General features: G+C 43.7%; 19 protein-coding genes and 1 pseudogene. 17 read left to right on the top strand and 3 right to left on the bottom strand.

Annotation, left to right across the window (positions count from 1 at the left end; all coding sequences use genetic code 11):
* Genes NSQ29_RS21190 through NSQ29_RS21170 form a run of 5 tightly spaced genes read left to right on the top strand, consistent with a single transcriptional unit; the run spans position 1 to position 4233 of the window.
* The gene (locus tag NSQ29_RS21190) at positions 1-822 is read left to right on the top strand and encodes an SDR family NAD(P)-dependent oxidoreductase (RefSeq protein WP_341126004.1); all 822 of its coding nucleotides are present in this window, start codon (positions 1-3) and stop codon (positions 820-822) included.
* Positions 823-1623, top strand: a complete 801-nt coding sequence (locus NSQ29_RS21185; protein WP_341126003.1) for an energy-coupling factor transporter ATPase — start codon at positions 823-825, stop codon at positions 1621-1623.
* The gene (locus NSQ29_RS21180; protein WP_341126002.1) at positions 1608-2465 is read left to right on the top strand and encodes an ATP-binding cassette domain-containing protein; all 858 of its coding nucleotides are present in this window, start codon (positions 1608-1610) and stop codon (positions 2463-2465) included. The genes NSQ29_RS21185 and NSQ29_RS21180 overlap by 16 nt, the downstream gene beginning before the upstream one ends.
* Positions 2458-3261, top strand: coding sequence for an energy-coupling factor transporter transmembrane component T family protein (locus tag NSQ29_RS21175; RefSeq protein WP_042185644.1), 804 nt, complete (start codon positions 2458-2460; stop codon positions 3259-3261). Before NSQ29_RS21180 ends, NSQ29_RS21175 begins: the two co-directional genes overlap by 8 nt.
* Before the next feature lie 6 nt (positions 3262-3267).
* The gene (locus NSQ29_RS21170; protein ID WP_341126800.1) at positions 3268-4233 is read left to right on the top strand and encodes an NAD(P)H-dependent flavin oxidoreductase; all 966 of its coding nucleotides are present in this window, start codon (positions 3268-3270) and stop codon (positions 4231-4233) included.
* A gap of 160 nt (positions 4234-4393) precedes the next feature.
* Here the strand turns inward: NSQ29_RS21170 and NSQ29_RS21165 are convergent, their stop codons facing one another.
* The gene (locus NSQ29_RS21165; protein WP_341126001.1) at positions 4394-5173 is read right to left on the bottom strand and encodes an alpha/beta fold hydrolase; all 780 of its coding nucleotides are present in this window, start codon (positions 5171-5173) and stop codon (positions 4394-4396) included.
* A gap of 411 nt (positions 5174-5584) precedes the next feature.
* Between NSQ29_RS21165 and NSQ29_RS21160 the strand changes: the two genes are divergently transcribed.
* The 3 genes and pseudogenes from NSQ29_RS21160 (at position 5585) to NSQ29_RS21150 (ending at position 10771) form a co-directional block, all read left to right on the top strand.
* A complete protein-coding gene (locus NSQ29_RS21160) occupies positions 5585-8737 on the top strand; it encodes a hybrid sensor histidine kinase/response regulator (RefSeq protein ID WP_341126000.1) in 3153 nt (1050 codons plus the stop codon).
* A 41-nt stretch (positions 8738-8778) separates the two neighbouring features.
* Positions 8779-9042: pseudogene (locus NSQ29_RS21155) on the top strand (DNA alkylation repair protein); the annotation flags it as partial.
* 55 nt (positions 9043-9097) lie between these two features.
* Complete coding sequence (locus tag NSQ29_RS21150; protein WP_341125999.1) at positions 9098-10771, top strand: DUF6138 family protein; 1674 nt, start codon at positions 9098-9100, stop codon at positions 10769-10771.
* Positions 10772-11646: 875 nt separating this feature from the next.
* Here the strand turns inward: NSQ29_RS21150 and NSQ29_RS21145 are convergent.
* Positions 11647-12741 carry a M24 family metallopeptidase gene (locus NSQ29_RS21145; protein WP_076284112.1) on the bottom strand — a complete coding sequence of 365 codons (1095 nt, stop codon included), beginning with the start codon at positions 12739-12741 and terminating at the stop codon, positions 11647-11649.
* Between the two features lie 292 nt (positions 12742-13033).
* Here NSQ29_RS21145 and NSQ29_RS21140 point away from each other — a divergent pair, with 292 nt between their 5' ends.
* Together NSQ29_RS21140 and NSQ29_RS21135 are read left to right on the top strand one after the other, a co-directional pair.
* A complete protein-coding gene (locus NSQ29_RS21140; protein ID WP_341125998.1) occupies positions 13034-13876 on the top strand; it encodes an SDR family oxidoreductase in 843 nt (280 codons plus the stop codon).
* 25 nt (positions 13877-13901) lie between these two features.
* Entirely contained in the window at positions 13902-14405 is a 504-nt protein-coding gene (locus NSQ29_RS21135; RefSeq protein WP_076284114.1) for a GNAT family N-acetyltransferase, read from the top strand.
* A gap of 18 nt (positions 14406-14423) precedes the next feature.
* Here the strand turns inward: NSQ29_RS21135 and NSQ29_RS21130 are convergent, their stop codons facing one another.
* Positions 14424-14768, bottom strand: a complete 345-nt coding sequence (locus NSQ29_RS21130; RefSeq protein WP_341125997.1) for a winged helix-turn-helix transcriptional regulator — start codon at positions 14766-14768, stop codon at positions 14424-14426.
* 109 nt (positions 14769-14877) lie between these two features.
* Here NSQ29_RS21130 and NSQ29_RS21125 point away from each other — a divergent pair, with 109 nt between their 5' ends.
* The 7 genes from NSQ29_RS21125 (at position 14878) to NSQ29_RS21095 (ending at position 20999) form a co-directional block, all read left to right on the top strand.
* Complete coding sequence (locus tag NSQ29_RS21125) at positions 14878-15120, top strand: YqkE family protein (RefSeq protein WP_143759304.1); 243 nt, start codon at positions 14878-14880, stop codon at positions 15118-15120.
* Between the two features lie 232 nt (positions 15121-15352).
* On the top strand, positions 15353-16300 hold the full coding sequence (locus tag NSQ29_RS21120; protein WP_060624871.1) for an ABC transporter permease: 948 nt from the start codon (positions 15353-15355) through the stop codon (positions 16298-16300).
* A 2-nt stretch (positions 16301-16302) separates the two neighbouring features.
* Complete coding sequence (locus NSQ29_RS21115; RefSeq protein ID WP_042125012.1) at positions 16303-17247, top strand: iron chelate uptake ABC transporter family permease subunit; 945 nt, start codon at positions 16303-16305, stop codon at positions 17245-17247.
* Positions 17241-17996, top strand: coding sequence for an iron ABC transporter ATP-binding protein (locus NSQ29_RS21110; RefSeq protein ID WP_341125996.1), 756 nt, complete (start codon positions 17241-17243; stop codon positions 17994-17996). Before NSQ29_RS21115 ends, NSQ29_RS21110 begins: the two co-directional genes overlap by 7 nt.
* Before the next feature lie 123 nt (positions 17997-18119).
* The gene (locus NSQ29_RS21105; RefSeq protein ID WP_306035189.1) at positions 18120-19112 is read left to right on the top strand and encodes a siderophore ABC transporter substrate-binding protein; all 993 of its coding nucleotides are present in this window, start codon (positions 18120-18122) and stop codon (positions 19110-19112) included.
* 197 nt (positions 19113-19309) lie between these two features.
* Positions 19310-19813 (top strand): sigma-70 family RNA polymerase sigma factor, encoded by a 504-nt coding sequence (locus NSQ29_RS21100; protein ID WP_042185661.1) that lies wholly within the window; start codon positions 19310-19312, stop codon positions 19811-19813.
* Positions 19806-20999, top strand: coding sequence for an anti-sigma factor (locus NSQ29_RS21095; protein ID WP_341125995.1), 1194 nt, complete (start codon positions 19806-19808; stop codon positions 20997-20999). Before NSQ29_RS21100 ends, NSQ29_RS21095 begins: the two co-directional genes overlap by 8 nt.
* The last annotated feature ends 40 nt before the right edge of the window (positions 21000-21039 follow it).

Here is a 21039-nt window from a genome sequence, read left to right as displayed (position 1 = left end):
ATGAACAAAGTAGCCTTAATTACTGGAGCAACCAGAGGGATCGGGCGTAGTATTGCCGTGCAGCTCGGCAAGTCCGGTTATATAGTGGTTGTAAATGGTACAAAACAAGTCTTAATCGATGAGGTTGTCCATGAGATTCGTCAGGCGGGTGGTGAGGCATCAGGATACTCTGCTAATGTAGCAGATCCAGTTGCGGTCACTGCAATGGTGGATGAGGTTATTACACGGTATGGCCGTATTGAGGTATTGATAGCTAACGCTGGGAATTTGCAGGATCAGAAATGTCTACGGATGACGGATGAAGAGTGGAAGGCTGTGCTGGATGTACATCTAAATGGCACCTACTATAGCATTCAACGCGTACTTCCATATATGCGCCAGACGGGTGGCGATATCCTGTTGATGACCTCTACGGCTGGACTAACAGGTTCTGTGGGTCAGGTGAATTATAGTGCAGCCAAAGCTGGAATACTTGGAATGACGTGGACACTAGCAGCGGAGCTGAAACGTGATCAAATTAGAGTCAATGCGATTTCGCCAGCCGCTTTAACAGATATGACCAGACCTGTCATTGATCATTTGAAAGCGAAACATGCCAGCCGTAATGATCCGTTCCCAGACTTTTGGCGAATAGGTGGCCCGGAGGATATTGCTTCCTTTGTGACTGCATTATTGAGTGAGTCTGATGCGGATTTAACCGGTGAAATCTTTGCTGTGAATGGATCAAAAGTGACGAAATGGGAGAAGCCTGCACCTGCATTTTCCGAGAACAGCATTGGGGCATTTTTCGCTACTTGGCATCGTCAAAAGGGGAGTGAATAAATGCTTACCTTCGATCAAGTTCATTTTTATTATAAAAAGGGTCAGCCTGTCCTAGAGGATATCAGCTTTACAATAGAAGCGGGGGAGTTTGTGGCGATTGTTGGCGCGAATGGCTCTGGCAAATCCACCATTGCAAAGCTCATGGACGGACTGCTGCTGCCGCGAAAAGGGGCTGTACAGTTTAAGGGCCTAGACACCACAAAGCCAGCTGATCTTGCAGATATTCATCAGCAAATTGGCTTTGTTTTTCAGAATCCAGAGGATCAATTTATCACCACAACCGTTATGGATGAGGTGCTTTTTGGTTTGGAGAACGTTCGTGTGCCAAGGGAGGAAATGCGCAGTCGATTGGAGCATGCCTTGCAGGCTGTTCATATGGAGGATTACCTGGACGCTATGCCACATCAGCTCTCTGGAGGTCAGAAGCAACGTGTCGCTATTGCGGCTATATTGGCGATGCGCCCGCAAGTCATTATTTTTGACGAAGCCACCTCTATGCTTGATCCTCAGGGAAGGCAGCAGGTGCTTGCCATTATGCAAGAGCTGCATCGTCAAGGGCTGACCATTATTCAGATCACTCACCATATGGAGGAAGTGCTTTCAGCAGAACGATTATTACTCCTGCATCAAGGGCGACTTGAGTATGATGGTGCTCCACTGGCTTTTTTTGAAACGATGCCTGTTGCGGACTATCAATTACATCTACCCTTTGCCGTGCGTGTACATGCATTGCTCCATTCAGAAGTGCCGCCAACAGCCGATTGGAAGGGGATAATTCGATCACAATGGTCTACAAATTAGATAATTTAAGTGTAAACTATGCTGATCATGTGGCTTTGCACAATATAAACTGCACCATTACTGCGGGCAAATGGATTTCGATTATCGGTCCCACGGGTGCAGGAAAGTCTACCTTTGTCAAAGTGCTGAAGGGCTTGACTCCCACCGTAAAAGGAGACTATTGGATTGATCAGAAGCCTGCTCCGAGAGATGCCAAAGGACAATTAAAGGTCGTCCCGGAGCTGGGCTTTGTTTTTCAATATCCGGAGCATCAGCTATTCGAAACCACGGTGCAAAAGGAGCTTGCTTTTGCTCTGAATCTGCAGGGTGCTTCACGCCAGCAAATCACGGAAGCGATTGAAAGGATTTTACCGCAAGTGGGTTTGTCAGAGGGCATTCTCCCGTTAAATCCATTCCAATTAAGCGGTGGAGAAAAGCGCCGTGTGGCCATTGCCTCCGTGCTGATGACGAATCCGAAGCTGCTAATTTTGGATGAACCGACAGCGGGGCTAGATCCAGCTAGCCAAGTATCTTTGCTGAAGCTACTGAAGACTTGGCAGCAACAAAATCAGCGCACCATTCTCTTCGTTTCGCATCAGATGGAGGATGTTGCTGAGTACTCGGATGAGGTTTTGGTTTTCCATAAAGGTCAGCTAGAAGGACATTTTGACCCCAGAACACTATTTATGGAAAAGGAAGAATTATTGGTGGAGCTGGGCTTGTCCATGCCTGAACCCGTACAGCTTTTGAAGCTAGTAGAGGAACTATCTGGCCAAAAAATAGAGGTTGCTAGCTGTAAAGAGCAGGATATCTTCGATGCTGTTCAGCCAATTTGGCATTCGAGGGGGCGTCTACATGGCTGATTCCGTAATAGTGGGTCAATATGTGGAGACGCATTCGATTTTCCATCGTTTAGATCCTCGTATAAAGCTTGTTAGTATCGTGATTCTCATGCTTAGCTTTCTGATGCTTGGAACATGGCTTAGCTATGCAGTTGCAACTGTTTTTGTATTCGGTATTTTGCTGCTGTCGAAGGTTCCTATTCATTTCTTCTGGCGGGGGCTGCGGCCGTTATTATTTGTTTTGCTGTTTACCCTTCTGTATAATGCTGTGTTCACCAAAGGAACGATCCTCTGGTCGTGGTCCTTTATTGAGGTAACTGAAGAGGGACTGCGAACAGGATTACGTTTTGTTTGGCGTATTATATTGCTCATCTTATTAGCCTCAGTATTAACGTTAACGACTAAACCGCTAGACTTAGCATATGGTCTTGAAAAGCTACTTGCACCTCTATCCAAAATGGGGGTACCCGTAGAACAATTCTCCTTAATGATAGTGATTGCGATCCGGTTTATTCCTACCATCAAGGAGGAGCTGGATCGTATTCTGCTCGCACAAAAGGCTAGAGGTTATGACCTTACAGCATTATCACTGCCTAAACGGATATTTGCTTATGTCCCGATCATTATTCCTTTGCTCTTCACGACGATTCAACGTGCTGAACAGCTGAGCTATGCGATTGATGCGCGTGCTTATGGAAATGGTAAAGGAAGAACTTCTTATAGGGTTTTGCAATTTCAGAAAATGGATTATCTGGCAGGGGGAATTGCTCTTTTATTTGCTGTGATTCTGCTGTGGTTAAAGATAGGAAAGGTGTAGATGAAGATGAAATGGAACACCCGTATTACGGAGTTATTGCACATAGAGTATCCTATTATTCAAGGTGGACTTGCTTATTTAGGTTACGCAGACCTCGCCGCTGCCGTTTCGAATGCCGGTGGATTGGGTCAGGTCACAGCGATGAGTCTTCCAAGTGCAGAGGCTTTACGTTCAGAAATAGAACGGGTACGTACTTTGACGGACAAGCCTTTTGGCGTTAATTTTGCCATCGGTGTGCATGGTATCGGTTATGAAGATCGGGTACAGGTCGCCATCGACGAGAAGGTTCCCGTGGTGAGTCTCACCGGTGGGAATCCGGCCCCAATACTGGAAATGCTACAGCAGACTGATATTAAAACGCTCGTGCTCGTCTCTTCACGTAGACAAGCCCAAAAAGCTGAACAATTAGGCGCTTCCGCAGTTATTGTTGTTGGGCAGGAGGGAGGAGGCCACTTGGGACGTGATGATGTAGGGACTATGGTGCTCGTTCCTCAAGTAGTTGATGCGGTTGATATTCCTGTGATTGCTTCAGGCGGGATCGGGGATGGCCGCGGATGGATGGCGGCCCATGCACTGGGGGCTGAGGGAATTGAAATGGGCACACGATTCGTTGCTACGGTTGAATGTGTTCATGCGGCTGCTTCTTATAAAAAAGCCCTAGTAGAAAGCTCCGAGTCAGATACAGTCGTAATCAAACGCTCTATCGGAGCGCCCGCGCGAGTATTGCGTAGTGAGTACATAGATAAGATTCTCGAAATTGAGCGTGTGACTCCGACTTATGAAGCCTTAAAAGAATATATTAGCGGTGCAGCCAACAAGCGCTGGATTTATGATGATGTCAAAGAAGAGGGCATCGGCTGGGCAGGCCAAGTGACAGGGATGATCCATGATATCCCTACAGTCTCGGAACTAGTCGGCAGGATGGTCAAAGACGCAGAGTCGATTCGCGGGATGTGGGGAATGCAGGCGTGAAGATGTCAGTAGAGCAGTTGTATCCAAAAGATGAATTAATGAACTGAAAGATAGGTATTAGATTGACGATGCTTTATTAAGCTAACGGGCAGGTTTGCTCAATCATCGGGCATTATCGGACTATATTTATGGGGAGCGATGGTGCGGCTAATCCGAGGCGTTATGCAAAAGAAGATAACAGTTGGTTAAATCTATCACGCTCCTCCAAAAAAGGGCAATGGCCGCTGTATTGGAATGGAACTAATTGCGAATTTTTAATCAGCTTATTTGTTTCCTGAGCTTGGGTAAACGGAACGACTTTATCATGAATTCCATGAATAATTAATGTGGGCACATCGATTTGTCCAAGATCGTTGTAAACATTCTCGTCTCTTAGCGTGACCATAATGGCGGAGGTCGACCAATTCGCAGCTTGTAAACCCATTAGAAAGAACCATTCGGATTTCGCTTCAGAAATGTACTGAAAGAAAAAAATCTCCGTTTGGTTTTGCAGCATTTTCGGACGGTCATTGTTTGTCTCTTCGATGATTTTATTCGTAAATTCTTTTGGAACGCTTGATGGAGACGCAGCGTCGATCAGGACGAGTTTAGATACCCCGTACCCTTTATAACGAGCCATATAACGAATTGATATAGCTCCTCCGGTAGAGTGTCCTGCCAGTGTTATGTTTTTTAACTGTAACGCTTCGATGACCATACGAAGATCATCTGCTAATCTATCGAAACCGTAACCATCGAATGGTTTATCCGAATTTCCGTATCCTCTCCAGTCCACTCCGATACAACGATATCCGAGCTTAGGAAGGAAATTGAACTGATATTCGAACTGGTTATGGTTTAGCGGCCATCCATGAATAAAAAGTATCGTTTTATTTCCCTTCGGATTGATGTCCTCTATAAATACTTTTACGCCCGGTTCCACAGTAACGAAGTATCCCAAGTGTATCGCCTCATTTTTTTTAATGTATTTCCCCGTTAAGATATTCGCCCTAGGCAAGGTTAATGCCTAATTTCAGCGTCAAATTGGGTTAAGATAGTACGTAGAGATTTCTGAGGAATAGCTTGAGTGAAACAATTTCTTCAGATCATTGAGCTCACGGGGTACGTTAGTGGAACAGCGGTTGCTTAGGCAGCCGTTTTTTTATTTGTTCAACTAACTGGCAGTTTAGTTGAAAAGAACATGCTATAGTTTTCTTGTGAACAACAAACTCGCGAAATTCCAAGTCGGTATTTCTATATAATAGACATCAAGATGTCTTTATCGTCTGTTTCTCCTATATTAACTGTGGTAAATTATGGAGAGTACTTATTTAAATGTCTTAGAAGAAAATGACTAGGGGAGAAATACTTCGTGGAAACTCACTCATCCAAATATCAAATGAAAAAGAGCTATATAATATTATTGCTAGTTTTCATATTAGTTATTTTAACCGGTTTTCGCATTTTATGGATGGAAGCGTTTCAATATCCCAAACAGGCGTCAATTCATAATGGGCAATTCGATTTACGCAATTGGAATGCAGAAGATGGCAGCATTCACTTACTTGATGGGGAATGGGAGTTTTATCCCTCGCAATGGTTGATAGGTGGTAGTCGGCAACAAATGTTAGGCGATAATGCGCCAAGACACATTCAGGTACCGGGAGGATGGAGTGAAGTTTTGCATGCTGACAAGCCATCTCCATACGGGTATGGCTCTTATCGTTTGCTTCTTTATGTAGACCCGGCGAAGCATCTTAATTATAGTATTCGTGTACCCAGTGTACGCACTGCATCAGAATTATATGTAAACGGTCGATTACTTACTAAATCCGGACAGGTGGCGACAACAAAGGATGAATATATTTCGAAGGACCTACCTTATTCTACAACCTTTACAGCAGATGACAACGGTGTAATCGAACTCGTGATTCAGGCGGCAAATTATGTGGATAGTCGAAGCGGGGGCATTGTCCGATCCATAAAATTCGGTTCAGAAGAAGCCATTGCCAAAGAGATGAAGGCTTCCATTTTTATGCAGTTTTTAGCAGCAATTATTTTTATTATGCACGCTGTCTATGCACTTATTTTGTATTTAATAGGAAATAAGGAAAAGAAGCTGCTTTATTTTAGTTTGCTTGCATTATGTGTAACGATCACGAGTGTCTTTAGTACGGATGAGAAGTTGTTCCATCAGTTATTTTACATTGGAATTGATTGGGATTTTAGGCTGACTAATATTGCTTTCGTTATTGCAGCCTATGCTTTGCTCCAGTGTACGAATCATCGCGAGCTTCCATATTGGTGTAGGATGTACCCTGTCTATAAAATAATGAATCTAGGGACTGCCGGCATCACGTTGTTTTTAAATCCAACTCAGGTGATCATGCTCTTCCCTATTTATTATGTATTAGGTGGTACTGCTGCAGTTATAACGCTGATTACGATGTTTAAAAAAGTAATTAAAGATTTAAAGAGCAATCTTTTACTCCTTTTCTCTTTTCTTGCGTTGATGAACTATGCTCTTTGGTCGTTAATCTTGCTGGATAGCGGTTTGAGTCTTGTCTATTATCCGTTCGATTTGATTATTGCGATAGCTTGTTTAGCCTCTGTATGGTTTAAAGATTATTTTATCATGCATGCGAACACGAAAGAGCTTGCGACAACATTGCAAAGGATGAATGACCATAAAGATCAATTCCTAGCAAATACTTCTCATGAATTTAAAAATCCGCTTCATAGTATTCTTAATATGTCACAATCCGTTTTAAAACGGGAGCGGCATTTGTTGCAGGAAAGGAGTATCAAAGAGCTTGAAACAGGTTTATCTGTAGGACGTCGAATGACATTGATATTAGACGATTTAATTGATGTGATGAGTTTACGGGAAGGCAATCCGCGCATACACAAAAGAGTCATATATATTCAGCCAATTGTGACCGGAGTACTTGATATGCTGCAATTAAATGCAGATGTGAAGTCTGTAAAAATTGCAAATCAAATTCCTGAAGATTTTCCTCCAGTAAATGCGGATGAGAACCGGGTTGTTCAAATCGTTTTCAATTTACTTCATAATGCTGTGAAATATACGAATGATGGGGTCATTTCGATTCAAGCTTTTGTAAAAGATGGACGAGCCTATATCGTTATTGCTGATACCGGGATCGGAATGGATGAGAACATGCTTAAGCGCCTATTCCGTCCGTACGAGCAAGCCAGCACGAGTGAGACTATGATTGATGGTGGCTTTGGGTTGGGTTTAAGTATAAGCAAGCAACTGGTTGAGCTTCATGGAGGTACGTTAGTAGTGTCCTCTGTTTTAGGAGAGGGCTCAAAATTCACATTTTCATTAAGGCTAGCAGGTTTGGAAGAGGAGGAAGAGAATGATTTGACCAACTCATTTGAACCATTACAATCCATGCCGATTCAAGAAATAGCCTCCTCAGTGTATATGGAAAAAGTGAAGATTCCGCCAGCTACGAATCAAACAACTTTAATAGAAATGAATCGTGAACGTCCGATTCTATTAGTTGTTGATGATGATCCTGTCAACCTTCAAGTACTTGAAGCCATACTACCACCAGACGAATATGATTTAACGATGGTAACGAGTGGTAAAGAGGCATTAGCTGTACTGGACACTAAGGAATGGGATCTGGTCATCTCCGATATCATGATGCCACAGATGTCCGGTTATGAGCTGACACGAATGATTCGTGAGCGGTTTACACTCACGGAGCTCCCTGTATTGCTCCTTACCGCAAGAAGCCAACCGAAAGATATTCAGAGCGGCTTTATAGCGGGGGCAAACGATTATGTGACGAAGCCAGTGGAAGCAATAGAAATAAAATCGCGGATTGAGGCGTTAGCTACGATTAAACAATCGGTTCGAGAACAACTGCGATTAGAAGCTGCATGGCTGCAAGCGCAAATCCAGCCTCATTTTATATTTAATGCGTTGAATGCTGTAACAGCTTTAAGTGATATTAATTTGGATAAGATGCGTATTTTGCTCGATGAATTCAGCAATTTTCTGAGGAATAAATTTGAATTTCAAAACATGGATAGGCTTGTTCCGATAGAAGAGGAGTTAAGTCTAGTACGTTCTTATCTATATATTGAAAAGGTTCGGTTTGAAGAAAGGTTACAGGTTATTTGGGAGACAGATGACTGTGGGGACATAAAAGTCCCATTTCTTACGATCCAGCCTCTCGTTGAAAATGCGATAAGACATGGCATAATGAAGCGCAATCGTGGAGGAACGATTCTTATTCGGATTTCTGTCTATGAGACGCATGCAGAGATAACCGTTGAAGACGATGGGGACGGAATAGACGAGGTCCAATTGCAAGGAATATTAGAAAGGAAAGCAGATAGTCGTTCAGGCGTCGGATTGATTAATACTGATCTGCGATTAAAACGACACTTTGGAACAGGACTCCATATCACAAGTACGTTAGGTACAGGGACAAAGGTAACTTTTCATGTACATAACAGGTTGAATAGTGGGGATAAAGCTAGGTGATAAATAAGTGATTTAATGAGGAGCAACCTTGGCCGCTCTAAGCTACATGGAAATACGACTCTATGTACTTTGCAGGAGTGATCCCGGATCCTAAAGTAATGTCTGAGGCGGATTTTGAACGGTGGATTGAGGCAGCTATGCTATCGGATTTTGTGGTAGCAGTAACTTTGGCAGTAACGGATATTGCGCAAGAACTAGCCGATAAATGGATTGTAAGTGGTGTAGAGCTGAAAATGTCGGAGGGTTGGAATTGTTACTGCTGGCTGCTCGGAAATCGCAAGGATAGTGAATTTTCCGAAGGGAAAAAAACGATATTTTGGGTGCGATGAGCGAAGAAACATGTGGAAAAGGCGGGAGACCATGAACGCACTACAGGAAGAAGCACTGGAAGAGATGAAAGCGGCAATTTATGAGTGGTTTGAGGAACAAGAGAAACGAAAGGACGTGGAGGGCGCTGTCAGGCGTACCACGCTGCAAGTGGGCATTTTTAACGACATTGTGCTGGATTATCGACCGGGTAGGACTAGCGTTGGCAGTTCGGATTTTAGAAGGAATGCTTCAGGGCGCAAGTCGATGAAGGCGTCTCCTTTTACGCAGGAGGAGGTCTTGCATGAGGTGCAGCCCCGGTTGACGAGCATCGTAAGGGAGAAACTGGACAAGTTGCATACGTCGGCCCTTATCGATTACCGATTTACCTTGAAGGGAAGATTCGCAACGGCAGACGGGCCCGTGAGATTAATGGTGTTTGACATCATATATGAAGAGAAAAAGCGGCAGCTTCTGGAGCGGGTTGAGTCCTATATCGAGCAAAAACTGGAGAAGGGTGCTTACCCGACAAAGCCGTTAGAAACTTTCTTTTTGACACGCCATCTGTTGGACCCGTATTTGTTCAACGAACCGGACGTCGGACGGACGATTGCTATATTTGACCGGATTCAGGCGTTGAATAAAGAACGGGCGCAAGCGCTGAGAGAGCATCGAAGCGATATCATTCGAGCTTTAACCCACTGGACCGAGGAAGTATTCCTGCCACGTCACTATGATGTTACGCTTTCCGAATACAGAACCAATGAAAATGGAATCAAGCCGGATAAGGCTCTCAAGCATATGGATGAGCCGAACCAGCCTATCGATCTGCTGTTGTACGGCGCTGTGATGACTCTTCGTTACGAGCCAAGTTACAGTAAAGCCAAGGGCATGACTTTTCTGGAGCTTGCGAGGCAGCTGGGCAGCGGCAAAGCCGAACGCATGTTGAAGGAAGGTAGCGACACCTTCGCGCGTGAAGACATTCATCTGCGTGACGAGTTGACTGAATGCAAGGCTAACGATGTGTTTTCCATCATTACGGTCGTTATTCGTAAAGAAGAGGCTGGTGCGTACGAACGGGCGATTTCGTTCATTCTCTCCCTACTACGGAAGGGTTTCCCAAAAAGCTACAAAATCAAGCTAAAATCCAGCGTGAGAGAGGCATTACCCATTAAAGGACTTGCCAAATCGGATACGCATCGTTTTTTCGCAAATGCACTGGCCTATTCCGAGCTGTACCCGTTATTGGAGGAATACGCTCGTGAGGCGATGGAAGAGTTCGTGTGGTACGAGGATACGGAAGGTGAGAAAAGCGTCATGCCGGGCAGTTATGCCGTATTCGGGTTGGGACTCACGGACGAGCGTTATTTTCCGTTGGTAGAGACCTATATGGCCCTTGTAGACGAGGAGCATCAGCTGGTGCAGGACAAGTTCACGGCTGTTTTCGCCGAGACCCATGGCATAACCGAACGCTCGATGCCCGCCTTGATCGCTTGCCTGCGTTGCTCTCATGATTCGCTGAAGCTGAGGATTCAGCCTGAACTGGAAAGTGAAGACAAGCTATCGCTATTGGTGCAGCATGTCGAGGCTTTGGCGGATTACGAGGCCGAACGAGTGCTGTATCCGATTTTAGGCAAGGCGGAGAAGCTGGCTGTATTGGCTCGAAAGGCGCAGGAACCGCGTAAGGGGCTGTTGCTTCGATTGCTAAAGGCAGCGGAACAAGCTTGACGATAGGGAGGCTATCCTGTGTGAAGATCATTCGCAAATTAGCATACCACGTCAAAAAACCTTGAGAAGACGATCGAAGCATTAAGAGCGTTAAGCGAAGGAGCATGCCGCGGCAGCTCCTTTTACTTTTTTCGCCGCTAGCCCCGTTACGGTGAACCTTACCATAAGTGACATGTGATAGATCTTTTGAAACAAGAAGCCGAAAACTTCTGAATTTTTGTAGAGATTTCAAACACGTTTATCATAATAAAAAATACACTTACAGCGATTGGGGATTAGAAAACTTATAACTGAGAGAGAATTCTGGAAAATACAACTGCAGTTGTTAGGAATGTATTTTAACACAAAGTTTTTGAACAAACGGGAAACGTTAGTTCAATGACAATAGCAGCAGTCTACTTATTTTTCAAAAGCTGGCGATTCTTCAATTCAAAAACCACGCTAAATCAACAGCTCCAGTCTGATACTTTATTTTCACTGAACAGCTCGTTTCTATTCAAGCGCTAATATAGTATAAATTAATGGAGAAAGCAAAAAAATGTGCCTATTAATAACCAAAAAACGGAGGCAAAGTCATGAGTGAGATTGCTAAAACATCAAAACCACCTTATATGCAGTGATTTTTACATCTGAACGAACTGATGGAGATAACCAATATGCGGAAATGGCAGATGAAATGTTGAAACTCACTTATAAAACAAGAGTTTGTAAGGTTGAAAGGGATTATAGATTTGAAAGGGTCTGAACAAGTCGAGTATGGTGCGGGGAAAAGAGAAAGCCCATCACAGTAAGTTGAAAGTGATTCATTTCCAACTTATTAGGGATGGGCTATCTTTGATTTTAATATTTTTCGGATACTCTTGATATTTTCTTTTCTACAAATGAAGAATAGTCAGTTCCTTAGGGAAGCTTGTTAAGGTTTCCGCACCTTCAGCTGTAATAATCAGATCATCTTCGATACGCACACCCGCTAGTCCCGGTACATAAATCCCTGGCTCGACGGTGAATACATTGCCGATCTCGATAATGTCATCGTTCTGTCCATGGAGTGATGGATATTCATGCACATCCATACCGAGTCCGTGTCCGACACGGTGCAAGAAATATTCTCCGAATCCGGCTTCCTCAATCACATCACGCGCAGCTTTGTCGACAGAACCGAAAGGAGCTCCAGGATTGGAAGCAGCGATCCCAGCTTCGTTGGCAGCCAGCACGGTGTTATAGATCGTGATTAGCTTGTCGTCCACGGATTCAATAGCAAAGGTACGTGTAATATCAGAAGCATAACCATCAGCATACACCCCAATATCAAACATCAGGAAGTCGCCTGGCTGAATGACCCGGTTGCCTGGAACACCGTGAGGCAGGGCTGTTTTTGGACCAGAAAGCACCATAGTGTCGAAGGAAGGGCCGGAAGCGCCAACCTTTTTCATTAGATATTCCAGTTCCGCTACTAAATCGTTTTCTGTAACGCCTGTTTTCACATGGGTAAGCACGCGGCGCAAAGCTTCCTCAACTAGCTCAGCGGCATGTTTCATGCGTTTAACTTCATCTGGGGTCTTTTTGGAGCGCATGCTGCGCAGCAATGGACCTATATCACTAAAACGTTCTGCTGGAACGGCTGCGGTTAGATGCTCAAAACGGGCTACTGAGAAATGTTCCTTCTCTATACCAAGAGTACCTAGCTTACTGCTGCCGAAACAATCTTTAAGCAGGTTATAGGGATTATCGGTATCATTATGAGTTATGATTTTGGTGACCGAAGAAGCTGCTTGAGCCGCTTCTGCATCTAGTGCGGGTAGAATGAGCATTGGCTCTTCTCCGCGTATCAACAGCAGACCGAGAAAACGTTCATGCGGATCGCTGGCGAATCCGGTTAAATAGTAGACATGTTTGGGATCTGTTACGAGCAGGGCATCAAGGCCTTCGCCCGCCATTTGCTGCTCTAGGCTTGTCAGAGCATTATTCATAGTTGGTGTTCCCCTTTCAACTTCACGATTAGAACTGCAATATTCCTATTATAGATCAAAAATAGACTAGACGCACGAGACGGACTACATCTATCGTTGGCTAATCATAACATGCCTATTCGCAAGCTTTCCGTAAAGAAGGATGCATATTTGATCACCTATACTTTTAAAACCTGACAAGAAGCTTTTCTTGAGCCTACTAGTTGGTGTAACATAATCTTAAATATACTTCTCGTAAGGTTAGGCGGAAGCTTATTGGGGTACGGTTGTTGAGAGAGGAGTGATTCTTGGGATGAGAGGTAAAATTGCACTTGTAACTGGAGCAAATTCTGGTATGGGGCTAGCGACGACAGTTGAACTGGCTCGCAAGGGAGCCAAAGTAATCATGGTATGCCGTAATCGCCAGCGTGGAGAGGAAGCACTGGCTGCCGCCAAGCAAAAGAGCCACTCCGTGGATATCGAGCTGATGTTGTGTGATCTGGCCTCGCTGGAGAGCATTCGCAGTTTTGCGGAGGAATTCACCCGGAAATATCCGATTCTAGATATACTCATCAATAACGCTGGGGTAGTCACGATTAAGCGTCAGCTTACGAAGGACGGCTTTGAGATGGATCTTGGTGTGAACCATTTGGGTCATTTTTTGCTCACGAATCTGTTACTGGAGCCTTTAAAAGCAGCAGAGCAAGGCCGTATCGTTGTGGTTGCTTCCGGTGCTTACAAAATAGGTGCACTTCACTATGAAGATCCAACTCTCGCACGCCGTTTCAATCCCGCAAAAGCCTATGCTCGATCCAAGTTAGCCAATATACTGTTCACGAAAGAGTTGGCAGCACGCCTGCAAGGGACAAGAGTAACGGTGAATTGCGTGCATCCAGGAGCAGTGGGCACAAATATAGGTGTTAACCGGGAGACAGGCTTTGGCAAGTCGATCCTTAAGCTGCTGTCATACTTCTTTTTAACTCCTGAACAAGGAGCCGATACAGCGATCTATTTGGCTACAGAATCTGATTTGCAAGAGGTAACCGGTCAATATTATTATCGACGAAAGAATCAGGAGTTGACTCCCAGAGCGAAGAATAAACAAGAGGCGCAGCGGCTGTGGCAATGGAGCCAGGAGCAGGTCGGCCTGAGGTAATTAACACATTTGGAGGAATCAAGGGATGAATTGGGAGAATAGCAGGATTGAAGATGCAAAACCTACAGACTTAACAGCTATTGTGGAGATTTATAACTCAACGATTGCTGGACGGATGGTAACTGCGGATCTGGAACCTATTACTGTTGCAGACAGAGAAAAATGGTTCAATGAGCATAACAGCCACCATCGTCCTTTATGGGTACTTAGGCAGGGAGATGAGATTGCGGCATGGTTCAGCTTTCAATCCTTCTATGGTCGTCCAGCGTATAATGCAACAGCAGAAATTAGTGTATACGTGAGTGAAAAGTTCCGTGGTGGTGGAGCCGGTAGAATTCTTTTGAAAGAGGCCATTGAGAAAGCACCTAGTCTCGGCATTAAGAATCTAGTTGGTTTTGTGTTCGGACATAATGATCCAAGCCTTGGTTTGCTAGAAAAATTCGGTTTTAAGCAGTGGGGATTACTACCCGGTGTAGCTGAATTGGATGGTATAGAACGTGATTTAGTGATTGTTGGACTTAAAATCTAATTGCCACAATTGAAACGCTTACATTTTGAGTGTTGAGCTTACACTATTTGTGTCACAATCAATCCATGTTTTTGACCAACGCTGCAAATCCCGGATAACTATCTCCAGGGCAAGTCCTTTATCCGTTAAGGAATATTGGATTCGCACAGGTGTCTCAGGGAATACTTCTCGAAGGACAATCCCTTCCAGTTCCAGCTCTTTAAGTCGTTCGGAGAGCAATCTTCCGCTGATGGGCAAGGCTGCTTCAATCACATTGAAACGTTGCGGTCCTTGGAGGAGCTGGTAGATAATTAAACCTGTCCAACGCCTGCCGATAATATCCATACTTTTTTGTAGCTGGGGACATAAATCAGTGGACTTCATATGGCTCACCTCTTAGTGAACATTATAAACGAAAAGACCAATAATTTAAACAAATTCCAATTTAATTCATTACTAGAAGGGATGATTGACAGTGGCTAAAAAAAAGAAAATGCCTACCACTCCGCGTCCTGCTGCGACCGATGGACCAGCTACGCTAAAAGACCTGTTGAGCAGTGATGTTCTTGGAAAGCTGAAGGCACAATCTGATGCGTTGAAAGCGGAAGAGAATGACCGCAAGGAAGCTGCTCGTAAAGCGGTTGAAGATCAGCGAAAAGCTGAGCAAAAGCGGCTTGAGAATGATTTTGCACATCTGTTGGAGAACAGTAATCAGGATTGGCACAAGTATAAATAACTGCTATAGCTAGCGGAAATAGATCATGTGATAAAGAGATGCCTATTAGGGTGTCTCTTTTTTAATGTTATTTATAAAATTCAATTGTTTTAAATTTTACTATACGAAAGGGTTGACCCTCAAAGTGGGCTTAGGTATAATCGAACATAGTGCAAATGAAAATCATTATCAATACCGATAATATCATCTATTTCCCAAACTATTTAACTATTAAACAGATAAGGAACAACTCATGAAACTAAAATATTTGTCCCTACTTCTAATAGTATTCTCATTTATATCTTTGTTTATAGGCGTAAAAGACATTTCACCTTTGGATCTTTTTTCGCTTACGGAATCTCAGATACAGACTCTGCTAGTCAGCCGGATTCCACGCTTAGCTGCACTGATTATAGCTGGTGTAAGCATGAGTATTGCCGGATTAATTATGCAGCAATTATCACGGAATAAATTTGTTTCTCCCACTACGGCGGGCACGATGGATTCCGCGAAATTCGGTATCCTCGTGTCCCTGATGCTGTTCACAGGGGCGACACCGATGCAGAAGCTGCTCGTTGCTTTTGTTTTTGCCCTACTGGGAACATTTATATTTATGAGAATCTTAGATCGGATCAAGTTCAAGGATAGTATTTTTATCCCACTGGTCGGACTCATGTTCGGGAACATTGTAGGCTCGATTACTACATTTTTTGCTTACAAAAATGATTTGGTTCAGAATATCTCATCTTGGATGCTTGGCGATTTCTCAACGATTATTAAGGGTCAATACGAATTAATCTATATCAGTATCCCACTTGTCATTCTCGCGTATGTTTTCGCCAATAAGTTCACCGTTGCCGGGATGGGGGAGGATTTCTCCGTCAATCTCGGTATGAACTACAAAGCGGTAGTGAACGTAGGATTGGTGATTGTAGCGTTAATTTCTTCAGTTGTTATTTTAACCGTAGGTACGATTCCATTCCTGGGTCTTGTTGTACCTAACATAGTAACGCTATACATAGGCGATAACTTGAAAAAAAATCTGGCGCATACTGCCATTCTCGGTGCGGTGTTCCTCCTGTTCTGTGATATTCTGGGCAGGCTCATTATATATCCGTACGAAATATCCATCAGTCTCACGGTAGGCGTCATCGGAAGTGGTCTATTTATCTACTTGCTGATGAGAAGAAAGGCGAATTAGTGATGAAGACGAAACTAACTATATTATCCTTAAGCGCTGTTGCTCTCATCGTCTTGTTTATGACCTATCATGTTATGGGGAATTGGGATTATGTTCTACCCAGTCGGGGGAGAAAGCTGGCGGCCATTTTAATTACCGGAGCGGTGATAGCTGTCTCTACCGTAGTTTTTCAGAGCATTACGAACAATCGGATTTTGACACCTAGTATTCTGGGGCTAGACTCTTTGTACATGTTGATCCAGACGTTCGGTGTATACGCCCTAGGCTCATCAAATATGACGTTTATGAATAAAAATGTGAATTTCTTGTTCTCAGCTTGCATCATGGTTCTGTTCTCAGGTGTGCTGTATAAGCTAATGTTCCGCAGAGAGGGTCAAAACATATACTTCCTGCTGCTCGTAGGACTTATTATGGGGACGATGTTCCAGAGTGCATCTTCTTTTATGGAAGTGCTCATTGATCCGAATGAATTCCTGATTCTACAAGGAAAAATGTTCGCCAGCTTCAACAACGTCAGCAGTGATCTACTGATATTGTCTACAGTTGTTCTAGCGCTAACTACGCTGTATTTCATGCGATTTGTGAAGTATTTAGATGTTATTTCTTTAGGAAAAGATGAAGCCATTAACTTAGGGATCAATTATGACTATGTAGTCAAAAGGCTGTTAGTTATTGTATCCATCTACGTTTCGATATCAACGGCTTTAGTAGGACCGATCACTTTCTTGGGTTTACTAGTAGCCAATGTGGGGCATCAGTTGTTCCGTACGTATAAGCATTCCTATCTGATTCCCGGCACGATTTTGCTAAGCATTATTGCTCTTGTCGGGGGACAGTTTCTAGTTGAACGTGTGTTTGGATTCACTACTACGGTTAGTGTAATCATTAATTTTGCAGGTGGCGTCTACTTTGTCTATCTGCTGTTAAAGGAGAATAAGTCGTGGTAGAAGTTAAGCATGTAACCAAGCGTTATGGCGGAGTTACCGTCGTTGACGATGTGTCTTTATCCATTAAAAAGGGTACTATTACCTCGTTTATCGGCCCTAACGGAGCTGGTAAAAGCACGTTGCTTTCCATGATCAGTAGACTTATCTCCAAAGACGCGGGAGAGGTACTGATCGAAGGGAAGGAAATTAGCAGCTGTAAGAGTAATGAACTTGCTCGTAAAATATCGGTACTAAAGCAGTCCAATCATATCAGCGTACGTCTTACCGTGAAGGAGCTTGTTTCTTTCGGAAGGTTCCCTTATTCACAAGGGAAGCTCACACCTGAGGATCGAGCGTTCGTTAACGAAGCGATTGCTTACATGGACCTTCAAGAGATGCAGGATAAATATATTGATCAGCTTAGCGGTGGACAACGTCAGAGAGCGTATATTGCGATGGTTATGGCTCAGGACACTGAGTATATTTTGCTCGATGAACCACTCAACAATCTGGATATGAAGCATTCTGTACAAATTATGAAGGTGTTACGCCGATTGGTAGAAGAGAAGGGCAAGACGATTGTGCTCGTCATTCATGATATTAATTTCGCTTCTTGTTACTCTGACTACATTGTAGCGCTCAAGAATGGGCGGGTAGCTTCATCGGGTACGGTGGATGAAATTATTGATACAGCAGTGCTTAGGGATGTATATGACATGGATATCCCTATAGAAACAATAGGTGGTCGTAAAATTGGTGTCTATTTTTAAACAAGACTCCGCTTATATTTCGGAAATTATTATGACGTAACGCTAGAAGTGATAGGCGCCAGCTTCTTGACGTATACGCGAATAATTCAAATAGCTTGACTATAAATTATAGGGGTGAATATTTTGAAGAAGAACGTATCTTTACTAATTATGACAGTGTTTCTTGCCGTAATCTTGGCGGCCTGTGGCTCCAATAATGCAGCAACTTCAGATAATAATACAGCAGCGGCAGGCAATACAGAGGCTAACACTGCACCGAATACAGAATCCAAAGAGCTTACTATTAAGCATGAACTTGGAGAAATTACGATTAAGACTAACCCGCAGAAAGTGGTTGTATTTGACTTCGGTACACTCGATACTTTGGATAAACTGGGCGTAGAGGTGACTGGAGTGCCTCAAAGCAATGTACCCTCTTATCTCTCTAAATATAGCGATGCCAAATATGAGAATGTCGGTGGTTTGAAAGAGCCTGACTTCGAAAAAATAAATAGTCTTTCTCCTGATCTGATCATCATTTCCGGCAGACAGCAAGATTCTTATGATGAATTCAGCAAAATTGCACCTACATTGTACGTTGCTGTAGATAATGCGAATTACATGGAATCCTTCACGAAAAATGTGAAGACGCTGGGCCAAATTTTTGGCAAGGAAGCTGAAGTAGAAGCTGAGCTTGCGACTATTACTGACTCTGTTAAAGCTCTGAATGAGAAAGCTAAAGCTGATGGTAAAAAATCTCTTATTATTCTTGCCAATGAAGGAAAAATCAGTGCTTATGGTTCAGGTTCACGTTTTGGTATTATCCATGATGTATTCGGATTTGCACAAGCGGATGATAAAATCGAAGTATCCACTCATGGTCAAAGCGTATCTTACGAATATGTAGCCGACAAGAATCCGGATTATCTGTTCGTAGTAGATAGAGATGCGGCTGTGAAGAGTGATGGCAGCAAATCCGGTTCAGCGAAGGATGCAGTTGAGAACGATCTCGTGAAGAACACAAATGCTTTTAAAAACGGTAAAATCATTTACCTTGATCCTAACTACTGGTACTTGTCCGGTGGCGGTTTAATCTCTGTTAGTGAAATGCTCAAAGAAGTTGAGGTTGTTCTGTAAGCAGAGTAACCTGGGGAATTGAATGATCAATGAATATTCAGATAATTATTAACAAGCCTGTTGGCAGGAGTAAACCTCCTTGTCAGCAGGCTTTTTTTCGCATTCTTCCATAGAAATACTGGTATATTCATACTAGTTGCTAAATTTAGCTGTAACTTTTTATGCGAGTATACGTGGTTAGGTTAAGGGGGGAGTGCATGAAGCGAAATTCACTGGATGAAATATATCAGATGTATGTGATGGATATTTACCGCTATTTGCGCTCCCTTTGTGGTGATCATCACGCGGCCGAAGATTTAATGCAGGAGACCTTTTACCGTGCTTATTTATATTTGGAGGATTGTAAAGACGAGAAGATTAAGCCGTGGTTGTTCCGTGTCGCGTACAATGCCTTCGTAGATTATAAGCGGAAGGAAGGACGCAGTACTGTTCAGAGTGAGGATTTTTTTAAACAGCTCGCCCATCCAGATACCACGGAAAGCACACTGCTTCGGCAGGAACGTTGGGAAGAGATGAGGATTGCGATAGGTGAGCTACCGGACAATCAGAGGCATGCACTGCTGCTACATGATTTTCATGGTCTTAGTTATCTGGAGGCATCGGACATTATGAATGTGGGTCTGTCCCAATATAAGATCTTAATCTTTCGAGCTAGACAGAAGCTGCGTGAAGCAGAGCGGAGGAGGAATGAACATGAGTGAGGAGTTCAAGGAGAAGTTAAGAAGGTACGGCGAAGGTACCCTTGCTGACGAGGATAGGGATGTAGTGGAGCGCGAACTGGAGAAGATGGAAGCTTATCAGGCTTATCTGGATGAACTCATGGGGGAAGAAAAGCCCGCTTCAAGTGAGGATAAGAGCATAAAATACGGAAAGAGTAAAAGAGACAGACCTGGCAAGGAAAAAAAGATCATCCGCCGCGGTAAATGGAGAGCTCGTATATCGAATACTTTAACGGTAATTTCTGCGTTCTTAATTTTCATGATTATTTGCAGTATTATCAGTGCGATATTTTATGGTACTGGGGAGAGAGTAGAGAAATACCGTGATGTTGTTTCTTCCGCTATTGCTGTCTCACAGCCGAATACGATTGTACATTTGAGCAGTGGTACCGGTCCATTTTTTAGTATGAATCTGACAAGTAAGATAGAGAAACAAGTGGGAGATGAACAAATCACTGTCGGAGATTATTCAATAAAGCTTCTATTTGGCTGGGCTAGGCTCTACAACTATTCCTGGACGAATGAGAGTAGAAGTGTTGGTTATTACTTTGTATATCCACAGGGGAAGAAGGATGCGGCAAATAGTATGGATGATAGCAGTGAGTGGGAGAGATTAGAGAAGCTCCCTGAGGGGACGGTAGCGGAAGCATACTTGTCTTTTGACCAATTATTTACGACAGATGAGCTGTTGAAGAAGTTTGAGCCTAAGAATCTTCAGCCTTTGTGGTTCGCGGCAGATACGGGGCCAAGGACACGAGAGCCTGTTGTTGATAATCCATTAGGATTTCCTTTCATGCCAATCTGGCATGCCGATGATATGACAGTAACGAAGGAATCGAAGGAAAAAAGGGGCTGGTTTGGTGGGGTGACTAGTCGTTCGAGTAGTTCTCCAGCTTTCGAGTTATATGGTGATGGTGAACTGCGTAATGCGAACTTCCTCAAGACGCTGCACTTGATGCAGGAGTATAAATCCATCTCCAAAAGGGTGATTCCATTCATTGGTCTGGATGATTCCATTAGATATATAGAGAAGAATGGAGTTAAGCTCTATGGAGCTGTTGTAACCGGTCCGGTGAAAGAACTTCTCAAGCTGAAGGAAGAAACATGGGTCAGCAGAATGCATGTTGGGGAAGTAAGGCTGTGGAATTGGCGGGATAGGGAGAAGTAGCTGCGGAGTGGAAGAAGTCACAGAACTTGCTTCTCGCTTA

It is taken from the genome of Paenibacillus sp. FSL F4-0236 (assembly GCF_038000135.1).
GTDB lineage: Bacteria > Bacillota > Bacilli > Paenibacillales > Paenibacillaceae > Paenibacillus_AQ.
Note: the sequence above shows the minus strand (reverse complement) of the source record. Positions and strands in the feature narration are given on the sequence as shown.